Annotated in this window: 16 protein-coding genes and 3 tRNA genes; 17 read left to right on the forward strand and 2 right to left on the reverse strand. The window is 57.1% G+C overall.

Going from position 1 to position 17839, the window contains the following annotated elements; all coding sequences use genetic code 11:
• The 13 genes from glmM (at position 1) to BK659_RS06180 (ending at position 11996) form a co-directional block, all read left to right on the forward strand.
• Positions 1 to 1338, forward strand: coding sequence for a phosphoglucosamine mutase (gene glmM / locus BK659_RS06120; protein WP_123424211.1), 1338 nt, complete (start codon positions 1 to 3; stop codon positions 1336 to 1338).
• Between the two features lie 66 nt (positions 1339 to 1404).
• Positions 1405 to 2160, forward strand: coding sequence for a triose-phosphate isomerase (gene tpiA, locus BK659_RS06125; protein ID WP_123424212.1), 756 nt, complete (start codon positions 1405 to 1407; stop codon positions 2158 to 2160).
• Positions 2161 to 2164: 4 nt separating this feature from the next.
• Positions 2165 to 2548: a preprotein translocase subunit SecG gene (secG, locus tag BK659_RS06130; protein WP_054594060.1), complete on the forward strand. Its 384-nt coding sequence runs from the start codon at positions 2165 to 2167 to the stop codon at positions 2546 to 2548.
• A 22-nt stretch (positions 2549 to 2570) separates the two neighbouring features.
• Positions 2571 to 2656: transfer RNA gene (locus tag BK659_RS06135), tRNA-Leu, on the forward strand.
• Positions 2657 to 2752: 96 nt separating this feature from the next.
• A tRNA-Met gene (locus tag BK659_RS06140) sits at positions 2753 to 2829 on the forward strand.
• Between the two features lie 138 nt (positions 2830 to 2967).
• Complete coding sequence (gene rimP / locus BK659_RS06145) at positions 2968 to 3426, forward strand: ribosome maturation factor RimP (RefSeq protein ID WP_038843818.1); 459 nt, start codon at positions 2968 to 2970, stop codon at positions 3424 to 3426.
• A gap of 47 nt (positions 3427 to 3473) precedes the next feature.
• The gene (gene nusA / locus BK659_RS06150; RefSeq protein WP_019691793.1) at positions 3474 to 4955 is read left to right on the forward strand and encodes a transcription termination factor NusA; all 1482 of its coding nucleotides are present in this window, start codon (positions 3474 to 3476) and stop codon (positions 4953 to 4955) included.
• 26 nt (positions 4956 to 4981) lie between these two features.
• Entirely contained in the window at positions 4982 to 7498 is a 2517-nt protein-coding gene (infB, locus tag BK659_RS06155) for a translation initiation factor IF-2 (protein WP_123424213.1), read from the forward strand.
• Between the two features lie 159 nt (positions 7499 to 7657).
• Entirely contained in the window at positions 7658 to 8059 is a 402-nt protein-coding gene (rbfA, locus tag BK659_RS06160; RefSeq protein ID WP_123424214.1) for a 30S ribosome-binding factor RbfA, read from the forward strand.
• 3 nt (positions 8060 to 8062) lie between these two features.
• Positions 8063 to 8980 carry a tRNA pseudouridine(55) synthase TruB gene (truB, locus tag BK659_RS06165; protein WP_123424215.1) on the forward strand — a complete coding sequence of 306 codons (918 nt, stop codon included), beginning with the start codon at positions 8063 to 8065 and terminating at the stop codon, positions 8978 to 8980.
• Between the two features lie 142 nt (positions 8981 to 9122).
• Positions 9123 to 9392, forward strand: coding sequence for a 30S ribosomal protein S15 (gene rpsO, locus BK659_RS06170; protein WP_003176135.1), 270 nt, complete (start codon positions 9123 to 9125; stop codon positions 9390 to 9392).
• 195 nt (positions 9393 to 9587) lie between these two features.
• Entirely contained in the window at positions 9588 to 11693 is a 2106-nt protein-coding gene (gene pnp / locus BK659_RS06175) for a polyribonucleotide nucleotidyltransferase (protein WP_123424216.1), read from the forward strand.
• A 227-nt stretch (positions 11694 to 11920) separates the two neighbouring features.
• A tRNA-Thr gene (locus BK659_RS06180) sits at positions 11921 to 11996 on the forward strand.
• Positions 11997 to 12003: 7 nt separating this feature from the next.
• Here BK659_RS06180 and BK659_RS06185 read toward each other — a convergent pair.
• Entirely contained in the window at positions 12004 to 12510 is a 507-nt protein-coding gene (locus BK659_RS06185; RefSeq protein ID WP_123424217.1) for a hypothetical protein, read from the reverse strand.
• Positions 12511 to 12803: 293 nt separating this feature from the next.
• Between BK659_RS06185 and BK659_RS06190 the strand changes: the two genes are divergently transcribed.
• Positions 12804 to 13109 carry a DUF6388 family protein gene (locus BK659_RS06190; protein ID WP_123424218.1) on the forward strand — a complete coding sequence of 102 codons (306 nt, stop codon included), beginning with the start codon at positions 12804 to 12806 and terminating at the stop codon, positions 13107 to 13109.
• Positions 13110 to 13147: 38 nt separating this feature from the next.
• Here the strand turns inward: BK659_RS06190 and nadC are convergent, their stop codons facing one another.
• On the reverse strand, positions 13148 to 13996 hold the full coding sequence (nadC, locus tag BK659_RS06195) for a carboxylating nicotinate-nucleotide diphosphorylase (RefSeq protein ID WP_123424219.1): 849 nt from the start codon (positions 13994 to 13996) through the stop codon (positions 13148 to 13150).
• A 356-nt stretch (positions 13997 to 14352) separates the two neighbouring features.
• Between nadC and BK659_RS06200 the strand changes: the two genes are divergently transcribed.
• The 3 genes from BK659_RS06200 to ampE all read left to right on the forward strand — a co-directional run bounded on the left by BK659_RS06200 (position 14353) and on the right by ampE (position 17568).
• Positions 14353 to 16110, forward strand: a complete 1758-nt coding sequence (locus BK659_RS06200; RefSeq protein ID WP_123424220.1) for a DUF1631 domain-containing protein — start codon at positions 14353 to 14355, stop codon at positions 16108 to 16110.
• A gap of 64 nt (positions 16111 to 16174) precedes the next feature.
• Complete coding sequence (gene ampD / locus BK659_RS06205) at positions 16175 to 16735, forward strand: 1,6-anhydro-N-acetylmuramyl-L-alanine amidase AmpD (RefSeq protein WP_123424221.1); 561 nt, start codon at positions 16175 to 16177, stop codon at positions 16733 to 16735.
• Positions 16732 to 17568 carry a regulatory signaling modulator protein AmpE gene (ampE, locus tag BK659_RS06210; protein WP_123424222.1) on the forward strand — a complete coding sequence of 279 codons (837 nt, stop codon included), beginning with the start codon at positions 16732 to 16734 and terminating at the stop codon, positions 17566 to 17568. The genes ampD and ampE overlap by 4 nt, the downstream gene beginning before the upstream one ends.
• The last annotated feature ends 271 nt before the right edge of the window (positions 17569 to 17839 follow it).

Raw genomic sequence — 17839 nt, forward strand, 5'->3', positions numbered from 1 at the left:
ATGACTAAGAAATATTTTGGCACCGACGGCATTCGTGGTCGGGTCGGCGAGTACCCGATTACCCCCGAATTCATGCTTAAGCTCGGCTGGGCCGCGGGCATGGCTTTCCGCAGTAAGGGTGCTTGCAAGGTTCTGGTTGGCAAGGACACTCGAATCTCTGGTTATATGTTCGAGTCGGCGCTTGAGGCCGGGCTTACCTCCGCCGGGGCTGATGTCATGCTGCTGGGGCCGATGCCTACTCCGGCTATCGCCTATTTGACGCGCACCTTCCATGCTGAAGCCGGCATCGTGATCAGTGCTTCGCACAATCCTCATGACGATAACGGCATCAAGTTTTTCTCCGGTCAGGGCACGAAACTGCCGGACGATATTGAGCTGATGATCGAAGAGTTGCTCGATACGCCGATGACCGTGGTTGAGTCGAGCAAGATCGGCAAAGTCTCGCGAATCAACGATGCCTCTGGCCGTTACATCGAGTTCTGCAAAAGTAGCGTGCCAACCGGTACCAATTTCGCTGGTCTGAAAATTGTGATCGACTGCGCGCACGGTGCTACCTATAAAGTGGCTCCAAGTGTTTTCCGTGAGTTGGGCGCGCAGGTGACGGTGCTGTCTGCACAGCCTGATGGCCTGAACATCAATCACAATTGCGGTTCGACCCATATGGGGCAACTGCAGGCAGCTGTAGTGGCCGAGCAGGCCGACCTGGGCATTGCCTTCGATGGTGATGGTGATCGGGTGTTGATGGTTGATCACACAGGCGCGATCGTTGATGGCGACGAGCTGCTGTTCATCATCGCGCGCGATCTGCATGATCGTGGCAAGTTGCAGGGTGGCGTTGTTGGAACCTTGATGAGTAACCTGGGGCTGGAGTTGGCCCTGGCGGATCTTGGGATTCCTTTTGTGCGGGCCAACGTAGGTGACCGTTATGTGATCGCCGAGTTGCTTGAGCGTAACTGGTTGGTGGGTGGTGAAAACTCCGGCCATGTCGTGTGCTTCAGTCATACCACTACGGGTGATGCGATTATCGCTGCATTGCAGGTGTTGATGTCGCTGAAACGCCGTTCCGAAGGTCTCGCGCAATCGCGTCAGGCGCTACGTAAGTGTCCTCAGATCTTGATCAATGTGCGTTTTGACGGTGGTGCAAACCCGGTTGAACATGCGGCTGTCAAAGAAGCCAGCGAGCGCGTTACCAAGGCAATGGCAGGGCGTGGTCGCGTGCTGTTGCGCAAGTCCGGCACGGAGCCGCTGGTACGGGTCATGGTCGAAGGCGAGGACGAAACTCTGGTTCGTGGTTACGCCGAAGAGCTGGCAAAACTGGTTGCTGAAGTTTCTGCCTGATTTCGGCTTGCCAGCAATGATGTGGTTGGGTAACATCTGCGCCCACTTTGACCGACGAGGTACAGCATGCGTCGCCCTATGGTAGCTGGTAACTGGAAGATGCACGGTACCCGCGCCAGCGTCGCTGAGCTGATTAACGGCCTTCGTCATCTGGCCTTGCCGAGCGATGTTGATATCGCGGTATTCCCGCCTTGCTTGTATATCAATCAAGTGATTGATGGCTTGGAAGGCAAGTCGATTTCGGTCGGCGCGCAGAACTCTGCGGTGGAAGCCATGCAAGGTGCATTGACCGGTGAAATTGCACCGAGTCAGTTAGTGGATGCAGGTTGTTCCCTGGTGCTTGTTGGGCACTCCGAACGTCGCCAGATCATCGGCGAGTGTGATGGGACACTGAATCGCAAGTTTGCAGCGGCACAGGCATGTGGCTTGATTCCGGTGTTGTGTATAGGGGAAACCCTTGAGCAGCGTGAAGCCGGAAAAACTCTTGAGGTTGTCGGGCGTCAGCTGGGCAGCATCATCGAGGAGCTGGGTGTTGGTGCATTTGCAAGAGCGGTAATCGCTTACGAGCCGGTCTGGGCCATTGGCACCGGGCTGACTGCTTCACCGCAACAGGCGCAGGATGTGCATGCAGCCATTCGCGCGCAGTTGGCGGCAGAGAATTCTGAAATCGCACAAGGTGTGCGGCTTCTATACGGCGGCAGCGTGAAGGCGGCCAATGCGGTCGAACTGTTCGGCATGCCGGATATCGATGGGGGGCTCATTGGTGGGGCTTCCCTGAATGCAGATGAGTTCGGTGCGATTTGTCGCGCCGCGGGAAACTGAAAAAATGCTGGAAACAGTCGTAGTCGTTTTTCATCTGCTGGGTGCACTGGGCGTAGTTGCTCTCGTATTGCTGCAGCAGGGTAAAGGTGCGGATGCTGGCGCGTCTTTCGGAGCAGGTGCTTCAAATACTGTGTTCGGAAGCCAAGGTTCCTCTACCTTTCTTAGTAAGTTTACTGCTATACTTGCCGCAGGTTTCTTCATAACCAGCTTAGGGTTAGGTTACTTTGCTAAAGAGAAAGCTCACCAGCTGACTCAAGTAGGTTTGCCAAATCCAGCAGTGTTGGAAGTTCCAAAGCAAAAACCGGCTTCTGATGATGTCCCGGTGCTTCAAGAGCAAAAGTCGGCAACCAATGCGACTGACGTACCTCCAGCTCAAGAGCAAAAGTAAGAAGGGTTTCAAACGTAGTATTGCCGAGGTGGTGGAATTGGTAGACACGCAACCTTGAGGTGGTTGTGCCCATAGGGTGTAGGGGTTCGAGTCCCCTTCTCGGTACCAATTATCAGGAGAGCCCGCTGTTGCGGGCTTTCTTGTAGGTGGAAGGTTACATTGACCCTGTTAGGGATCGGTCGTATACTTCCGCCCCAGCTTTGTCGCGGGGTGGAGCAGTCTGGTAGCTCGTCGGGCTCATAACCCGAAGGTCGTCGGTTCAAATCCGGCCCCCGCAACCAGTTTAAGGAGCCCCTTTTAAGGGGCTTTTTGTTAGCTGGACACTTTCAACGCCGCTATTCGACGGCGTTTCAAGGATGGGCGTTTCGCCCATTTTTTTATTTTGCATAGCATGCACATACATGCACGAGGGGGTTCAGGTGTCGAGCAAGCTAGAAGAGTTGCAGGCCTTGCTGGCCCCGGTGGTCGTGGCCCTAGGCTATGAATGCTGGGGTATTGAGTTTTCGGCTCAAGGTCGCCACTCAATGTTGCGCGTTTATATTGATAAAGAGGGCGGCGTGCTGGTGGACGATTGTGCCATCGTCAGCCGTCAGATCAGCGGTGTGCTGGATGTTGAAGATCCGATCTCCGTTGAATACACCCTTGAAGTTTCCTCGCCTGGCATGGAACGCCCGCTGTTCACTATTGAGCAGTTTGCAAAATTTGCCGGTGAACAAGTGAAGATCAAGCTGCGTTCGCCTTTCGAAGGTCGACGCAACTTTCAGGGCCTTCTGCGCGGTGTAGAAGAACAGGACGTCGTGGTGCAGGTTGAAGACCATGAATTCCTGTTGCCGATCGATATGATCGACAAGGCCAACATTATTCCCAGTTTTGACTGAGACGCGGATCCCGCGGATCCAATGGCTTGCGAAAGGCGAGGCGTACGATGAGCAAAGAAGTACTGCTGGTTGTTGAGTCGGTATCCAATGAAAAGGGCGTACCGGCAAACGTAATTTTTGAAGCGCTGGAGCTGGCTCTGGCCACTGCTACCAAAAAGCGTTTTGAAGACGAAGTTGATCTGCGTGTGGAAATCAATCGCCACACCGGTGCTTATGAAACTTTCCGTCGCTGGACGGTAGTCGAAGAAGCGGACCTGGATGATCCGGCTGTCGAAACCTGGCCGAGCAAGGTCCAGGAAACGCATCCTGGCGCGAAGGTCGGTGATGTTGTCGAAGAAAAAATCGAGTCCATCGAATTCGGCCGCATCGCTGCGCAGACTGCCAAGCAAGTTATCGTGCAGAAAGTCCGCGAAGCCGAGCGTGCTCAAGTTGTTGATGCTTACCGCGAGCGTCTGGGAGAAATCATCTCCGGCACCGTGAAGAAAGTAACCCGCGACAACGTGATCGTTGACCTGGGTAACAACGCTGAAGCGCTGCTGGCTCGTGAAGACATCATTTCTCGTGAAACTTTCCGGGTGGGTGTGCGCCTGCGTGCACTGCTCAAGGAAATCCGCACCGAAAACCGCGGCCCGCAGCTGATTCTGTCGCGTACTGCGCCGGAAATGCTGATCGAGTTGTTCCGCATCGAAGTGCCGGAAATCGCTGAAGGCCTGATCGAAGTAATGGCTGCCTCCCGTGACCCGGGTTCGCGTGCCAAGATCGCGGTCCGTTCCAAAGACAAACGCATCGACCCGCAAGGCGCTTGCATTGGTATGCGCGGTTCGCGCGTCCAGGCAGTATCCGGCGAATTGGGCGGTGAGCGTGTGGATATCGTCCTGTGGGACGACAACCCGGCGCAGTTCGTGATCAACGCCATGTCCCCGGCTGAGGTTGCGGCAATTATCGTTGACGAAGATGCCCATGCAATGGACATCGCCGTTGGCGCAGACAATCTGGCTCAGGCCATCGGTCGTGGTGGTCAGAACGTGCGTCTGGCTAGCCAGTTGACTGGCTGGACCCTGAACGTGATGACCGAATCGGACATCCAGGCTAAGCAGCAAGCAGAAACCGGCGACATCCTGCGCAACTTCATCGACGAGCTGGAAGTCGACGAAGATCTGGCTCAGGTGCTGGTTGATGAAGGCTTTACCAGCCTGGAAGAGATTGCCTACGTACCGTTGGAAGAAATGCTCAACATCGATGGCTTTGACGAAGACACCGTCAACGAGCTTCGCGCTCGGGCCAAGGATCGTTTGTTGACTAAAGCCATCGCTACTGAGGAAAAGCTGGCAGACGCCCATCCGGCCGAAGACCTGCTCTCGCTTGAGGGTATGGACAAGGATTTGGCGATGGAACTGGCGGTGCGCGGCGTAATTACCCGCGAAGACCTGGCCGAGCAGTCTATTGACGACCTGCTCGACATCGACGGCATTGACGATGATCGTGCCGGCAAGTTGATCATGGCCGCCCGAGCCCATTGGTTCGAGTAATAGGCGCGGCCTGAGGAGAGAAGTGCATGACGCAAGTCACGGTGAAACAACTGGCCGATGAGGTCAAAACACCGGTAGAGCGCCTGCTGCAGCAGATGCGTGAGGCAGGTCTGCCGCACACCGCCGCCGAGGAACATGTGACCGACAGTGAGAAGCAATCTTTGCTGACTCACTTGAAAAGCAGCCACAAGGCGAAAGTGGAAGAACCGCGCAAAATCACGTTGCAGCGTAAAACCACCAGCACCCTGCGTGTTGCTGGCAGCAAAAGCATCAGCGTTGAAGTGCGCAAGAAGAAAGTCTTCGTACAGCGCAGCCCGGAAGAAATCGAAGCCGAGCGCAAACGCGAACTGGAAGAACGTCGCGCAGTAGAAAATGCTGCACGTCAGAAGGCTGAAGAAGAAGCCAAGCGTCGCGCCGAAGAAGAAGCGCGTCGTCAGCCTGCTGCTGCGCAACCTGCTGCTAATGAAGCTGTTGCAGCACCTGTTGCGGTTGCCGAGCCAGTGCGTGAAGCGCCGGTTGTAGCGGCTGCACCAGCGGCTGACACTCGCAAACGCGACGAACAGCGTCGTCCGGACAAACCACGTGCCGACGATAACAATCGTCGTGGCGCGGGTGATGGTGAGCGCAAAAACGCTCCGCATCGTGCTTCGGTCAAAGAAAAAGCGCCTGCTCCACGCGTTGCACCACGTACTACCGACGAAGAAAGCGATGGCTTCCGTCGTGGTGGTCGCGGCAAGGCCAAGCTGAAGAAGCGCAACGCCCACGGTTTCCAGAGCCCAACCGGCCCTGTCGTGCGTGAAGTGAAGATCGGCGAGACCATCACTGTTGGCGATCTCGCTCAGCAGATGTCGGTCAAGGCTGCTGAAATCATCAAGTTCATGTTCAAACTGGGTACTCCAGCGACCATCAACCAGGTACTTGATCAGGAAACTGCTCAACTGGTAGCTGAAGAGCTGGGCCACAAAGTGACCCTGGTCAGCGACACCGCCCTGGAAGATTCCCTGGCCGAGTCCCTGAAGTTTGAAGGCGAGGCTTTCTCCCGTGCACCAGTCGTGACCGTAATGGGCCACGTTGACCATGGTAAGACCTCGCTGCTCGACTATATCCGTCGTGCCAAGGTAGCTGCTGGCGAAGCCGGCGGTATCACCCAGCACATCGGCGCATACCACGTTGAAACTGATCGCGGCATGGTCACTTTCCTCGATACCCCGGGTCACGCCGCGTTTACCGCCATGCGTGCTCGTGGTGCCAAGGCGACCGACATCGTGATTCTGGTGGTTGCAGCGGACGACGGCGTAATGCCGCAGACTATTGAAGCTGTCCAGCATGCCAAGGCTGCTGGTGTTCCGCTGGTTGTTGCAGTGAACAAGATCGACAAGCCGGGCGCTGATCTCGATCGCATCCGTAGCGAACTGTCGGTTCACGGCGTGACCTCGGAAGAGTGGGGCGGCGACACTCCGTTCGTATCGGTTTCGGCGAAAGTCGGTACTGGTGTAGACGAGCTGCTCGAAGCTGTTCTGCTGCAAGCTGAAGTTCTCGAACTGAAAGCGACTCCTTCGGCTCCTGGCCGTGGTGTCGTGGTTGAATCGCGTCTCGACAAAGGTCGTGGCCCGGTTGCAACCGTTCTGGTCCAGGACGGTACTCTGCGCCAAGGCGACATGGTGCTGGTCGGTTCGAACTATGGCCGCGTTCGCGCCATGCTCGACGAGAACGGCAAGCCAATCAAGGAAGCCGGTCCTTCCATCCCTGTCGAGATTCTCGGCCTGGACGGTACCCCGGACGCTGGCGACGAGATGAGCGTAGTTGCCGACGAGAAGAAAGCCCGTGAAGTGGCTCTGTTCCGTCAAGGCAAGTTCCGCGAAGTCAAACTGGCTCGTGCTCACGCAGGCAAGCTGGAAAACATCTTCGAGAACATGGGCCAGGAAGAGAAGAAGACGCTTAACATCGTCCTCAAATCCGACGTCCGTGGTTCGTTGGAAGCGTTGAACGGCGCCTTGAACGGCCTGGGTAACGACGAAGTGCAAGTGCGTGTAGTCGGTGGCGGTGTCGGTGGTATCACCGAGAGCGACGCCAACCTGGCACTGGCTTCCAACGCTGTACTGTTTGGCTTCAACGTGCGTGCCGATGCTGGCGCTCGCAAGATCGTCGAGCAGGAAGGTCTGGATATGCGTTACTACAACGTGATCTACGACATCATCGAAGACGTCAAGAAAGCCCTGACCGGTATGCTTGGCAGCGACGTTCGGGAGAACATCCTGGGTATCGCTGAAGTCCGCGACGTGTTCCGTTCGCCGAAGTTTGGCGCGATCGCCGGTTGCATGGTTATCGAAGGTGTTGTGCACCGTAACCGTCCAATCCGTGTACTGCGTGAAGACATCGTTATCTTCGAAGGCGAGCTGGAATCCCTGCGCCGCTTCAAGGATGACGCTTCCGAAGTACGTGCCGGTATGGAATGCGGTATCGGCGTGAAGAGCTACAACGATGTCAAAGTCGGTGACAAGATCGAAGTCTTCGAGAAGGTTCAGGTTGCTCGCAGCCTCTAACTCGCGCACTTCAAGAGCCGTGATGGGCAGCCGCATGCAAATGCACGGCGCATCACCCGGACTCTAAACGCAACGCCCGGTCTGGCTTCTGTCAGGCCGGGCGTTTGCCGCTTTCAGACCACACGGGTTTCACCGTGAGGCAGTAACAGGTAACAAGACATGGCAAAAGAATACAGCCGTACCCAACGTATCGGCGATCAGATGCAGCGTGAGCTGGCACAACTGATCCGTCGTGAAGTCAAAGACCCGCGCGTCGGCCTGGTCACCATTACCGCTGTTGAAGTCAGCCGTGACGTCGGTCACGCCAAGATCTTCATCACTGTGATGGGCCAGGACAGCGCAGACGATATCGCTCAAAGCATCAAGGTGCTGAATTCGGCCGCCGGTTTCCTGCGCATGCAGCTGGCTCGCGAGATGAAACTGCGCAGCGTTCCTCAGCTGCACTTCCACTACGACGAAAGCGTCGTGCGTGGGGCTCATCTGTCGGCATTGATCGAACGCGCCGTGGCTGAAGACAATCAGCACCCGGTCGTGGCAGAACCCGTAGACACCAAGGAGTAATCGGTGGCTCAGGTCAAACGTATCCGTCGTAACGTCAGCGGCATCATCCTGCTCGACAAGCCGCTGGGGTTCACCTCCAACGCGGCCTTGCAGAAGGTTCGCTGGCTGCTTAATGCCGAGAAGGCCGGGCATACCGGCAGTCTTGATCCGTTGGCCACCGGCGTGTTGCCGCTGTGCTTCGGTGAGGCGACCAAGTTCTCGCAATACCTGCTCGACTCCGACAAGGGTTATGAAACCCTGGCGCAATTGGGCAAGACCACCACCACGGCAGACGCTGAAGGTGAAGTTTTGCAGGAGCGCCCGGTGACCGTTGGTCGCGCCGATATCGAAGCGGTTTTGCCTAAATTTCGTGGGCAAATCAGTCAGATACCGCCGATGTACTCAGCCCTCAAGCGTGACGGTCAGCCGTTGTACAAGCTGGCCCGTGCAGGTGAAGTGGTGGAGCGCGAACCGCGTTCTGTTACTATTGCGCGCTTGGAATTGCTGGCCTTTGAAGGTGATACTGCGCGCTTCGCCGTAGATTGCAGCAAAGGCACCTATATCCGGACCCTCGTGGAGGATATTGGTGAACAGCTTGGTTGTGGCGCTTACGTTGCGCAGTTGCGACGTACCCAGGCCGGTCCGTTCAGTCTGGCCCAGACGGTCACGCTGGAAGAGTTGGAAGCAGTACATGCCGAAGGCGGCAACGAAGCGGTTGATCGCTTCCTGATGCCATCGGACAGCGGCTTGCTGGATTGGCCACTGTTGCAGTTCTCGGAGCACAGCTCGTTCTACTGGCTCAACGGCCAGCCGGTACGCGCCCCGGATGCACCGAAGTTCGGCATGGTACGAGTACAGGATCACAATGGTCGCTTCATCGGTATCGGTGAAGTGAGCGAAGACGGGCGCATCGCGCCGCGTCGACTGATTCGGTCAGAATGACCGAAACCAGCCCGCGTAACAGCGAGCTGGCGAGGGTGGCTGTTAACAGGCACGGTCACTACTCATTTTTAGATACAGGGATTTGTCCCTGGCCTGTTGAAGCTGTTTCTCTGAAACAGTTTCCTGATAAAAGGATTGCCTCATGGCTCTCGACGTTCAAGAAAAAGCTCAAATCGTAGCTGACTACCAGCAAGCTGTTGGTGACACTGGTTCGCCAGAAGTGCAAGTTGCACTGCTGACCCACAACATCAACAAGCTGCAAGGTCACTTCAAGGCCAACGGTAAAGATCACCACTCCCGTCGTGGTCTGATCCGCATGGTAAACCAGCGCCGTAAGCTGCTGGACTACCTGAAAGGCAAAGATCTGGGCCGTTACCAGGCTCTGATCGGTCGCCTGGGTCTGCGTCGCTAATCAGCGATTGCGCTAGAGGTTGGTTGTCTGCCGTGTGTCAGTGGGATTCCCGCTGGCCCATGGCAGGCTCCCAGCCTCAAGTTTTATCTGGATACACGTTTTACCCCTGGACAAGGGTTGGGCCGATTCCCGACGTTGCCCAAGAATTTCGCAAGAAAACCAGTTCCCCAAGAGCCACAAAGAAGGTAGGACACCGTGAACCCGGTAATCAAAAAATTCCAGTTCGGTCAGTCGACCGTTACCCTCGAGACTGGCCGTATCGCCCGTCAGGCCTCCGGCGCAGTATTGGTCACCGTTGACGACGACGTCAGCGTATTGGTGACCGTAGTCGGTGCCAAACAAGCCGATCCAGGCAAGGGTTTCTTCCCTCTGTCTGTTCACTACCAGGAAAAAACTTACGCTGCCGGTAAGATCCCTGGCGGTTTCTTCAAGCGTGAAGGCCGTCCTTCCGAGAAAGAAACCCTGACTTCCCGACTGATCGACCGTCCGATCCGTCCGCTGTTCCCGGAAGGCTTCATGAACGAAGTGCAGGTTGTCTGCACCGTCGTTTCCACCAGCAAGAAGACCGATCCGGACATCGCTGCGATGATCGGTACCTCGGCTGCACTGGCTATCTCCGGCATTCCTTTCGATGGTCCGATCGGCGCAGCCCGCGTTGCGTTCCACGAAAGCACCGGTTACCTGCTGAACCCGACTTACGAACAGCTGAAAGCATCGAGCCTGGACATGGTCGTTGCCGGTACTTCGGAAGCGGTATTGATGGTTGAATCGGAAGCCAAAGAGCTGACCGAAGACCAGATGCTGGGCGCGGTACTGTTTGCTCACGACGAGTTCCAGGTTGTGATCAACGCTGTTAAAGAACTGGCTGCCGAAGCTGCCAAACCAACCTGGACCTGGGCTCCTGCGCCTGAAGCCACCGCACTGCTGGGCGCTATCCGTGCCGAGTTCGGCGAAGCGATCTCCCAGGCTTACACCATCACCATCAAGGCCGACCGTTATGCTCGCCTGGGTGAACTGAAAGACCAGGTTGTTGCCAAGCTGTCCGGTGAAGAAGGCCAGCCTTCGTCCAGCGAAGTCAAAGCTGCTTTCGGTGAAATCGAATACCGCACCGTTCGCGAAAACATCGTAAACGGCAAGCCACGTATCGACGGCCGCGACACCCGCACCGTACGTCCGCTGAACATCGAAGTCGGCGTTCTGCCGAAGACCCACGGTTCGGCACTGTTCACCCGTGGCGAAACCCAGGCTCTGGTAGTCGCGACGCTGGGCACCGCCCGTGACGCACAACTGCTGGACACCCTGGAAGGCGAGAAAAAAGACCCGTTCATGCTGCACTACAACTTCCCTCCGTTCTCGGTGGGCGAGTGTGGTCGCATGGGTGGCGCTGGTCGTCGCGAAATCGGTCACGGCCGTCTGGCCCGTCGTTCGGTTCAGGCCATGCTGCCTGCTGCTGACGTGTTCCCGTACACCATCCGTGTTGTATCGGAAATCACCGAGTCCAACGGTTCCAGCTCCATGGCTTCGGTCTGCGGTGCTTCCCTGGCTCTGATGGACGCTGGTGTGCCGATGAAGGCACCGGTTGCCGGTATCGCCATGGGTCTGGTTAAAGAAGGCGAGAAGTTCGCTGTCCTGACCGACATCCTGGGCGACGAAGACCACCTGGGCGACATGGACTTCAAAGTAGCCGGTACCTCCAAAGGTGTTACCGCGCTGCAGATGGACATCAAGATCAAAGGCATCACCGAAGAAATCATGGAAATCGCTCTGGGCCAAGCCCTGGAAGCGCGCCTGAACATCCTCGGTCAGATGAACCAGATCATCGCCCAGTCGCGTACCGAACTGTCGGAAAACGCTCCGACCATGATCGCGATGAAAATCGACACCGACAAAATCCGTGATGTTATCGGTAAAGGCGGCGCGACCATTCGTGCGATCTGTGAAGAGACCAAGGCTTCGATCGACATCGAAGACGACGGCTCGATCAAGATCTTCGGCGAAACCAAGGAAGCTGCAGAAGCTGCGCGTCAGCGCGTTCTGGGCATCACCGCTGAAGCTGAAATCGGCAAGATCTACGTCGGTAAGGTTGAGCGCATCGTCGACTTCGGCGCATTCGTCAACATCCTGCCGGGCAAGGACGGTCTGGTTCACATCTCCATGCTGAGCGACGCTCGCGTTGAGAAAGTGACCGACATCCTGAAAGAAGGCCAGGAAGTGGAAGTACTGGTACTGGACGTGGACAACCGCGGCCGTATCAAACTGTCCATCAAAGACGTAGCAGCTGCCAAGGCTTCGGGCGTTTAATTACCCCGCAGCTTAAGCGCTGAACAAGCAAACGCCCCGACTGGTTCGGGGCGTTTTGCTGTGTGCCGTAAAATCAAAAGATCGCAGCCTGCGGCAGCTCCTACAATAATCGTGTGATGTGTATCCCCCCGTAAGAGCTGCCGAAGGCTGCGATCTTGTCGTCTGAAGCAAATCGAGGGGCCGGCCAAGTTGCCTGCCCCCAAAGTCAGTGCTAGGTTTAGCCCACCGCCCGTGTAGCTCAGCCGGTAGAGCAGCGCACTCGTAACGCGAAGGTCGCAGGTTCGATTCCTGTCTCGGGCACCACTTCCCCTTATTTCACCTTGCGGCTCAATTCCTCAACGGTACGTTTGAGCTGATCCATCGCACGATCCTGATCGCTGATATCCCGTTTCAGGTTCGAGATCTCGCTGCTGTTCGAGCTGGAGCTGGAGCCGCTGTTGCGCTTGAGGTCTTCTACCTGCCGGCCGAGATTATCCAGGTCACGCTCCTGTTCTTTGACCTTGCTCTTGAGATCGTCGATCTCCTTGCTGCTGGAGCTTGAGCTGGAACCGCTGCTGCGCTTGAGTTCTTCGATCTGGCGCGTCTGGTCGCTGATGGTTTCCTGCATCTTTTTCAGTTCGTCGACGCTGAGATCGCTTTTGACCAGGACGTCCTTGCCGTATTCATTGTGGATGACAGAGAGTTTGTCACCGAAGGACGCATTGCTGTTGCCCAGCTCAATGCCGGCCATTGCGGTGCACGGCAGAGCCAGGACGCCCAGCAGGGTGGTCATTGCGGTGGCGGACAGAACAGAGGAAAGCTTCGAAAAACTGCGCATCACTGAGGTTCCTTGTGAAGTACCGATATGGCACATCGCTATGACTTGGGATTTGAATTTTTGTTCCCGACGCGCCCTGCATGAAACTTTTTGTGGCAGAGATGTAAAGAGCCGTGTAATTCGCGGGCCAAACGTCCTATATTCGGTGCTTGCATGAGTATCGCCCAGCAGTTTTCAGATGATCCCGAATGGTTCTGAAGGCCGGACTCACCGGGCTTGTAACGGTTACTCCGCGTCAGAGAGATCCTTGATGATCCAGATCCATCTTCCATTCCCAGATCAGAGAGAACGAAATGACCGTTAAAGAACTGACACAAGAAGCACGGCACGAAGAGGCCCTCAAGAAGTACATGCTTGATGCGCCCGAATTGATGGAAGAGATCAAGAACCTGAGCGCTGACGATCAGAAAGATCAGATTCAGTGGGCGTTCGAGGACGAGGCAGAAGCGCAGGGCTTGCAGCCCTGGGAGCTGACGCTCAAGTACACCTCAACGCCGGAAGAATACGAAGCGACGCGCCTTGCGTTGCACAAGGAAGCCGCCGAAGTGCTGGGCGTCGAGTGGGAAGAATACTGCGAGATGAACAATCTGGTGGTTTGAAAGCAACGCCAGCCTCATGCGGCTGGCGTTTCTTTTTGTCAGAGACTCAGTCGCATCGACAAATCCACGGCCCTCACATCCTTGGTCATCGCACCAATCGAGATGTAATCCACACCCGTCTCGGCGATCGGCCGCAGCGTGCTTTCGTTGACACCGCCGCTGGCCTCGAGCTTCGCCTTGCCGGCATTCAGCCGCACGGCTTCGCGCATGTCGTCCAGGCTCAGCTCATCAAGCATGATGATGTCGGCACCAGCCGCCAGGGCCTCCCTGAGCTCCGCCAGACTCTCCACTTCAATCTCCACCGGTTTGCCCGGTGCGATCTTGTGCGCGGCGGCGATGGCTTGAGGGATGCCACCGCAGGCGGCGATATGGTTTTCCTTGATCAGAAAGGCGTCGTATAAGCCGATACGGTGGTTGTGGCAGTTGCCGCAGGTCACGGCGTATTTTTGCGCCAACCGCAGCCCAGGCAGGGTTTTGCGGGTATCCAGCAGTTTCACCTGAGTATCGGCGACGAAGTCGGCCAGGTACTGCGCGCGAGTGGCGACCCCGGAAAGCAGTTGCAGGAAGTTCAACGCACTGCGCTCGCCGGTCAGCAGCGAACGGGCCGGGCCTTCGAGGTGAAACAGCGGCTGATTGGGGCTCACGCGTTCCCCGTCGCGCACTTGCCAGTGCACCGCGACCCGCGGGTCCAGTTGCCGAAACACGGCATCGACCCAGGCAGTGCCGCTGATAACGGCTGCATCGCGGGTAATGATCGTGGCTTTGGCCAGGCGTTCGGCCGGGATCAGTTGTGCAGTGATGTCGCCGCTGCCGATGTCTTCAAGCAACGCACGGCGCACGTTGGCTTCGATTTCGGCGGTCAAATCGGCGAGGCGTAGATTCGGCATAACGAGCTCCACAAACAAAGTGGCCCGATTATAGGGCCATGGCGCAAGCGAACCCAAGGCACCCAATACATTCACCGGGCTCTGAAGCCTGCATTTGGTCGACTTGCCAGCATTAATCCGCTGGCCTGAAGGTCTGTGATTCAGGTCTATTTCAAGGGTCGATGCAGAGTCTGCTGGCACTCGGGAGGTCTTTTGCAAGATAATCCGCCTTGCGTTTGACGTCATAGCTTTGACGCCCCTTTGGCTTCCCGAAACTTGAAATGCAGCGCAGTGCATCACGATTGCGTTGTGAGCCGGCTGTGAGCGTTTGCCGCTTCACATCGAACCGAGGAATCACCCTTTTGCAGGAGGCTTGGATGCACAACGACGGGAATGTAGTGCCTTTGCACAAGGCGACTACCGATCAGGCGAATCCGTCGCCGCTCGCCCGCCTGCCGGTGATTCTGCTTCAGGTTCGCGACAAGGCTGCGCAACAACTCAGGCATGGCTTGCAGGAGCTGTTCGATAACGCCGACGACACCTTGTTCGAAATGGCCGACCGGGCACAGAACAATGTTGACCAGAACACCTTCTTTGAAGCCATGCGCGACTTGCGCCTCAAGCGCAAAAGCATCGAGCGCGGCTTTCTCGAGAGTTTCTTCGAGGCCTTCGTCGGTCTTGTCCAGTACGAACTGACACAGACCACATTGCCGCTGGCGATGAGTTTCGACCCCTCGATCGAACTTCCCAGTGACGAACTTGAGCGGCAAGTGGCGCTGGAGGCCATGGTTGCCAAGGCGCTCAACCGGGACGGCTTTGCCCTGGGCCAACTGACCACGCGCCTGAGCGTGCTGCTGGGCAAGCCCCTGGATGATTCGCACAACCCCATGGGGCCGGCCATGCTCTGCGAGTACTTCTTGCAGGCCTGGCGCAATCTGGGGGTGGAGATCAAGGTCAAGCTGATCATTCTCAAATTATTCGAGCGCTATGTACTGAGCAACGCCGATCAGCTGTACGCGCAAGCCAACCAGTTGCTGATTGCCACCGGCGTTCTGCCTGAACTCAAGGCCGCTCCTGCGCGCCGTGCCACGGATCATGCGGCGGCCAGCGCTCATGCAGAGTCCAGTGAGTCGGGCGCCAGATCCAGCAACGCGCACATCGACGAAAGCGTGCAGGAAGTCTTCGCTGCATTGCAGGAGTTGCTGTACCACGTGCGCGGCAGTGTTGCGCCGACGCTCGAAGCCAGCGCCCAGGCCCAGCCCATCTCGACCCGCGATCTGCTGCGCCTGCTCTCGCATTTGCAGCAATACGTGCCGGCCCCTGCCGCCCAGGATGATTTCGACCTGCGCAATCAGCTCGAACAGTTGCTGACCCGGGTCAGTGTGAAAAGTGGCAAGTCGCGGGTGGTCGGGGTGGCGGACGAGGATGTGATCAATCTGATCGCCATGCTTTTCGAGTTCATCCTCGACGACCACAATTTGCCGGACTCCCTCAAGGCGCTGATCGGTCGCTTGCAGATCCCGATGCTCAAGGTCGCGGTGCTCGACAAAAGCTTCTTCAGCCGCAGCAGTCACCCGGCCCGGCGTCTGCTCAACGAAATTGCCGCAGCGGCGATGGGGTGGGGGCAATGCGATGATCATCAGCGTGACAGCTTGTACTTGCGCATCGAGCAGGTGGTGCAGCGGCTGCTGAATGACTTTGTCGATGATCCGGCGATTTTCTCCGAACTGCTGGGCGACTTTCTCGCCTTCACCAGCGATGAGCGCCGTCGCAGCGAACTGCTTGAGCAACGTACCCGCGACGCCGAAGAAGGCCCCATCGAGCCGACTTCTGTATTCCTGGCCGAAGACGATGCCGTTTTGTTGCAGGTCGATCAACTGCGCCTGGGCAATTGGGTCGAGTTTCAGGAGGACGACGAAAACACGCTGCGCTGCAAGCTGGCCGCGATTATCCAGGCAACGGGCAAGTACATCTTCGTTAACCGTACCGGCCTTAAAGTTCTGGAGCGCAGTCGCACGGGGCTGGCTCTGGAGTTTCGCCGTGGCACGGTACGCACGCTCGACGACACCTTGTTGTTCGATCGGGCGCTGGAGTCGGTGATTGGCAATTTACGCCAACTCAATCGCGGCAAGTGATCGCAACCTGAGGGTCGATCACGGCATACTGGAGCCCATCAAAGCCGTCGTTGAAGGAGCCTCTATGCAGTTGGACCCCGCGAGCGGTTGGTTTGAAGGCGTGCGCCATTGCCCGTCACCCAACTTCAATGCGCGCCCCACGGGCGAAATCTCCTTGCTGGTGATCCACAACATCAGCCTGCCACCGGCGCAGTTCGCAACGGGCAAGGTGCAGGAATTTTTTCAGAACCGTCTGGATGTCACCGAGCACCCCTACTTTGAAGGGATTGCCGACTTGCGCGTGTCTGCGCATTTTCTGATCGAACGTGACGGGGCGATCACGCAGTTTGTCTCTTGTCTGGATCGGGCCTGGCACGCCGGGGTTTCCTGGTTTGAAGGGCGCGAAGGCTGTAACGATTTTTCCGTGGGGATTGAGCTTGAAGGCACCGATGATCTGCCGTTCACCGATGCTCAATATCTAGCGCTGATTGCCCTGACCCGCCAATTGCAGTCTACGTTTACAGCCATCACCCATTCACGTATCCAGGGTCATAGCGATATCGCACCTGGGCGCAAGACGGATCCGGGACCGGCGTTCGACTGGGCGCGCTACCGCGCTGCTCTGGAAAAAGGGGAAGCACAATGAGTTTTCTGGTGTTACTGCTGGCGGTCTGGATCGAGAAGTTCTCGGCCTTGCGTCATCAAGTTCAGCGCGACAGTGGTTGGTTGCGCGAGCTGGCCAAACTTGAAGCCAGCCCAAAACTTACGAATCGGCCTTGGCTGGTACTGGCATTGCTGGTGCTGTTCCCTGTGGCGTTGCTCGGTTTGTTGTTGCTGGTGCTGGAGCCGGTTGCTTACGGCTTGCTGGCCTTGCCGGTGCATTTGCTGGTGGTGATTTACAGCCTGGGCCGTGGTGATTTGCTCGGCGGCTTGGGACCGTTTCGTGATGCCTGGCGCCGGGAAGACCTGCAAGCGGCGGCGCATGTCGCCAAACGTGACCTGGACATTTGCGCCGACAGTGGCGAGCAACTGCTGCAAAGGGTGCAAGCCCATTTGCTGTGGGAGGCTTACCAGAGTTTTTTTGCGGTGATTTTCTGGTACTTCCTGCTCGGCCCGGTGGCAGCGTTGAGTTATCGCTTGCTGGCCCTGGCGTCTGAACACAGCAAGAACCCGGCTCTGGTTGAGCGCGCCGGACAATTGCGACATGCCTTTGACTGGTTGCCGGTACGCTTGCTGGCCGCGAGTTTTGCCCTGGTAGGCAACTTCGTCGCGGTCAGTCGGGTGATGCTCCATGAGTTATTGAACTGGAACATCAGCGCTGCGCAGTTGATCGAGAAAGTCGGCATGGTTGCGGGTGAAATTCCTGCGCCAGTGGCGGGGCCAGAAGGGATCAACAGCCTGGATCAGCTCTGGGAACTGCTGCTGCGGGCAGCGGTGGTCTGGTATGCCGGGTTTGCCGTTTGGACCGTGTTGCGCTGATTTCTGCATAACGCCGAAAAGATCGCAGCCTTGTAGCAGCTGCCGAAGGCTGCGTTCGGCTGCGAAGCAGTCGTAAATCCTGCTTGCGCGGTGAGCCTGACAAACCGCAGTGCCTGAGTTGGCGACTGCTGCGCAGCCGAACGCAGCCTTCGGCAGCTGCTACAGGGGCGCGTGCGCTCCAGCTGTTAACCTTAAGTTACAAACCCCCTCCTCGATTTGAGCTATACAGAAGCAGCGCGCCATAGTGGCTATCTGCTGCATCTGCGTGCCT

This window comes from Pseudomonas brassicacearum (genome assembly GCF_003732225.1).
Classification (GTDB): domain Bacteria; phylum Pseudomonadota; class Gammaproteobacteria; order Pseudomonadales; family Pseudomonadaceae; genus Aquipseudomonas; species Aquipseudomonas brassicacearum_E.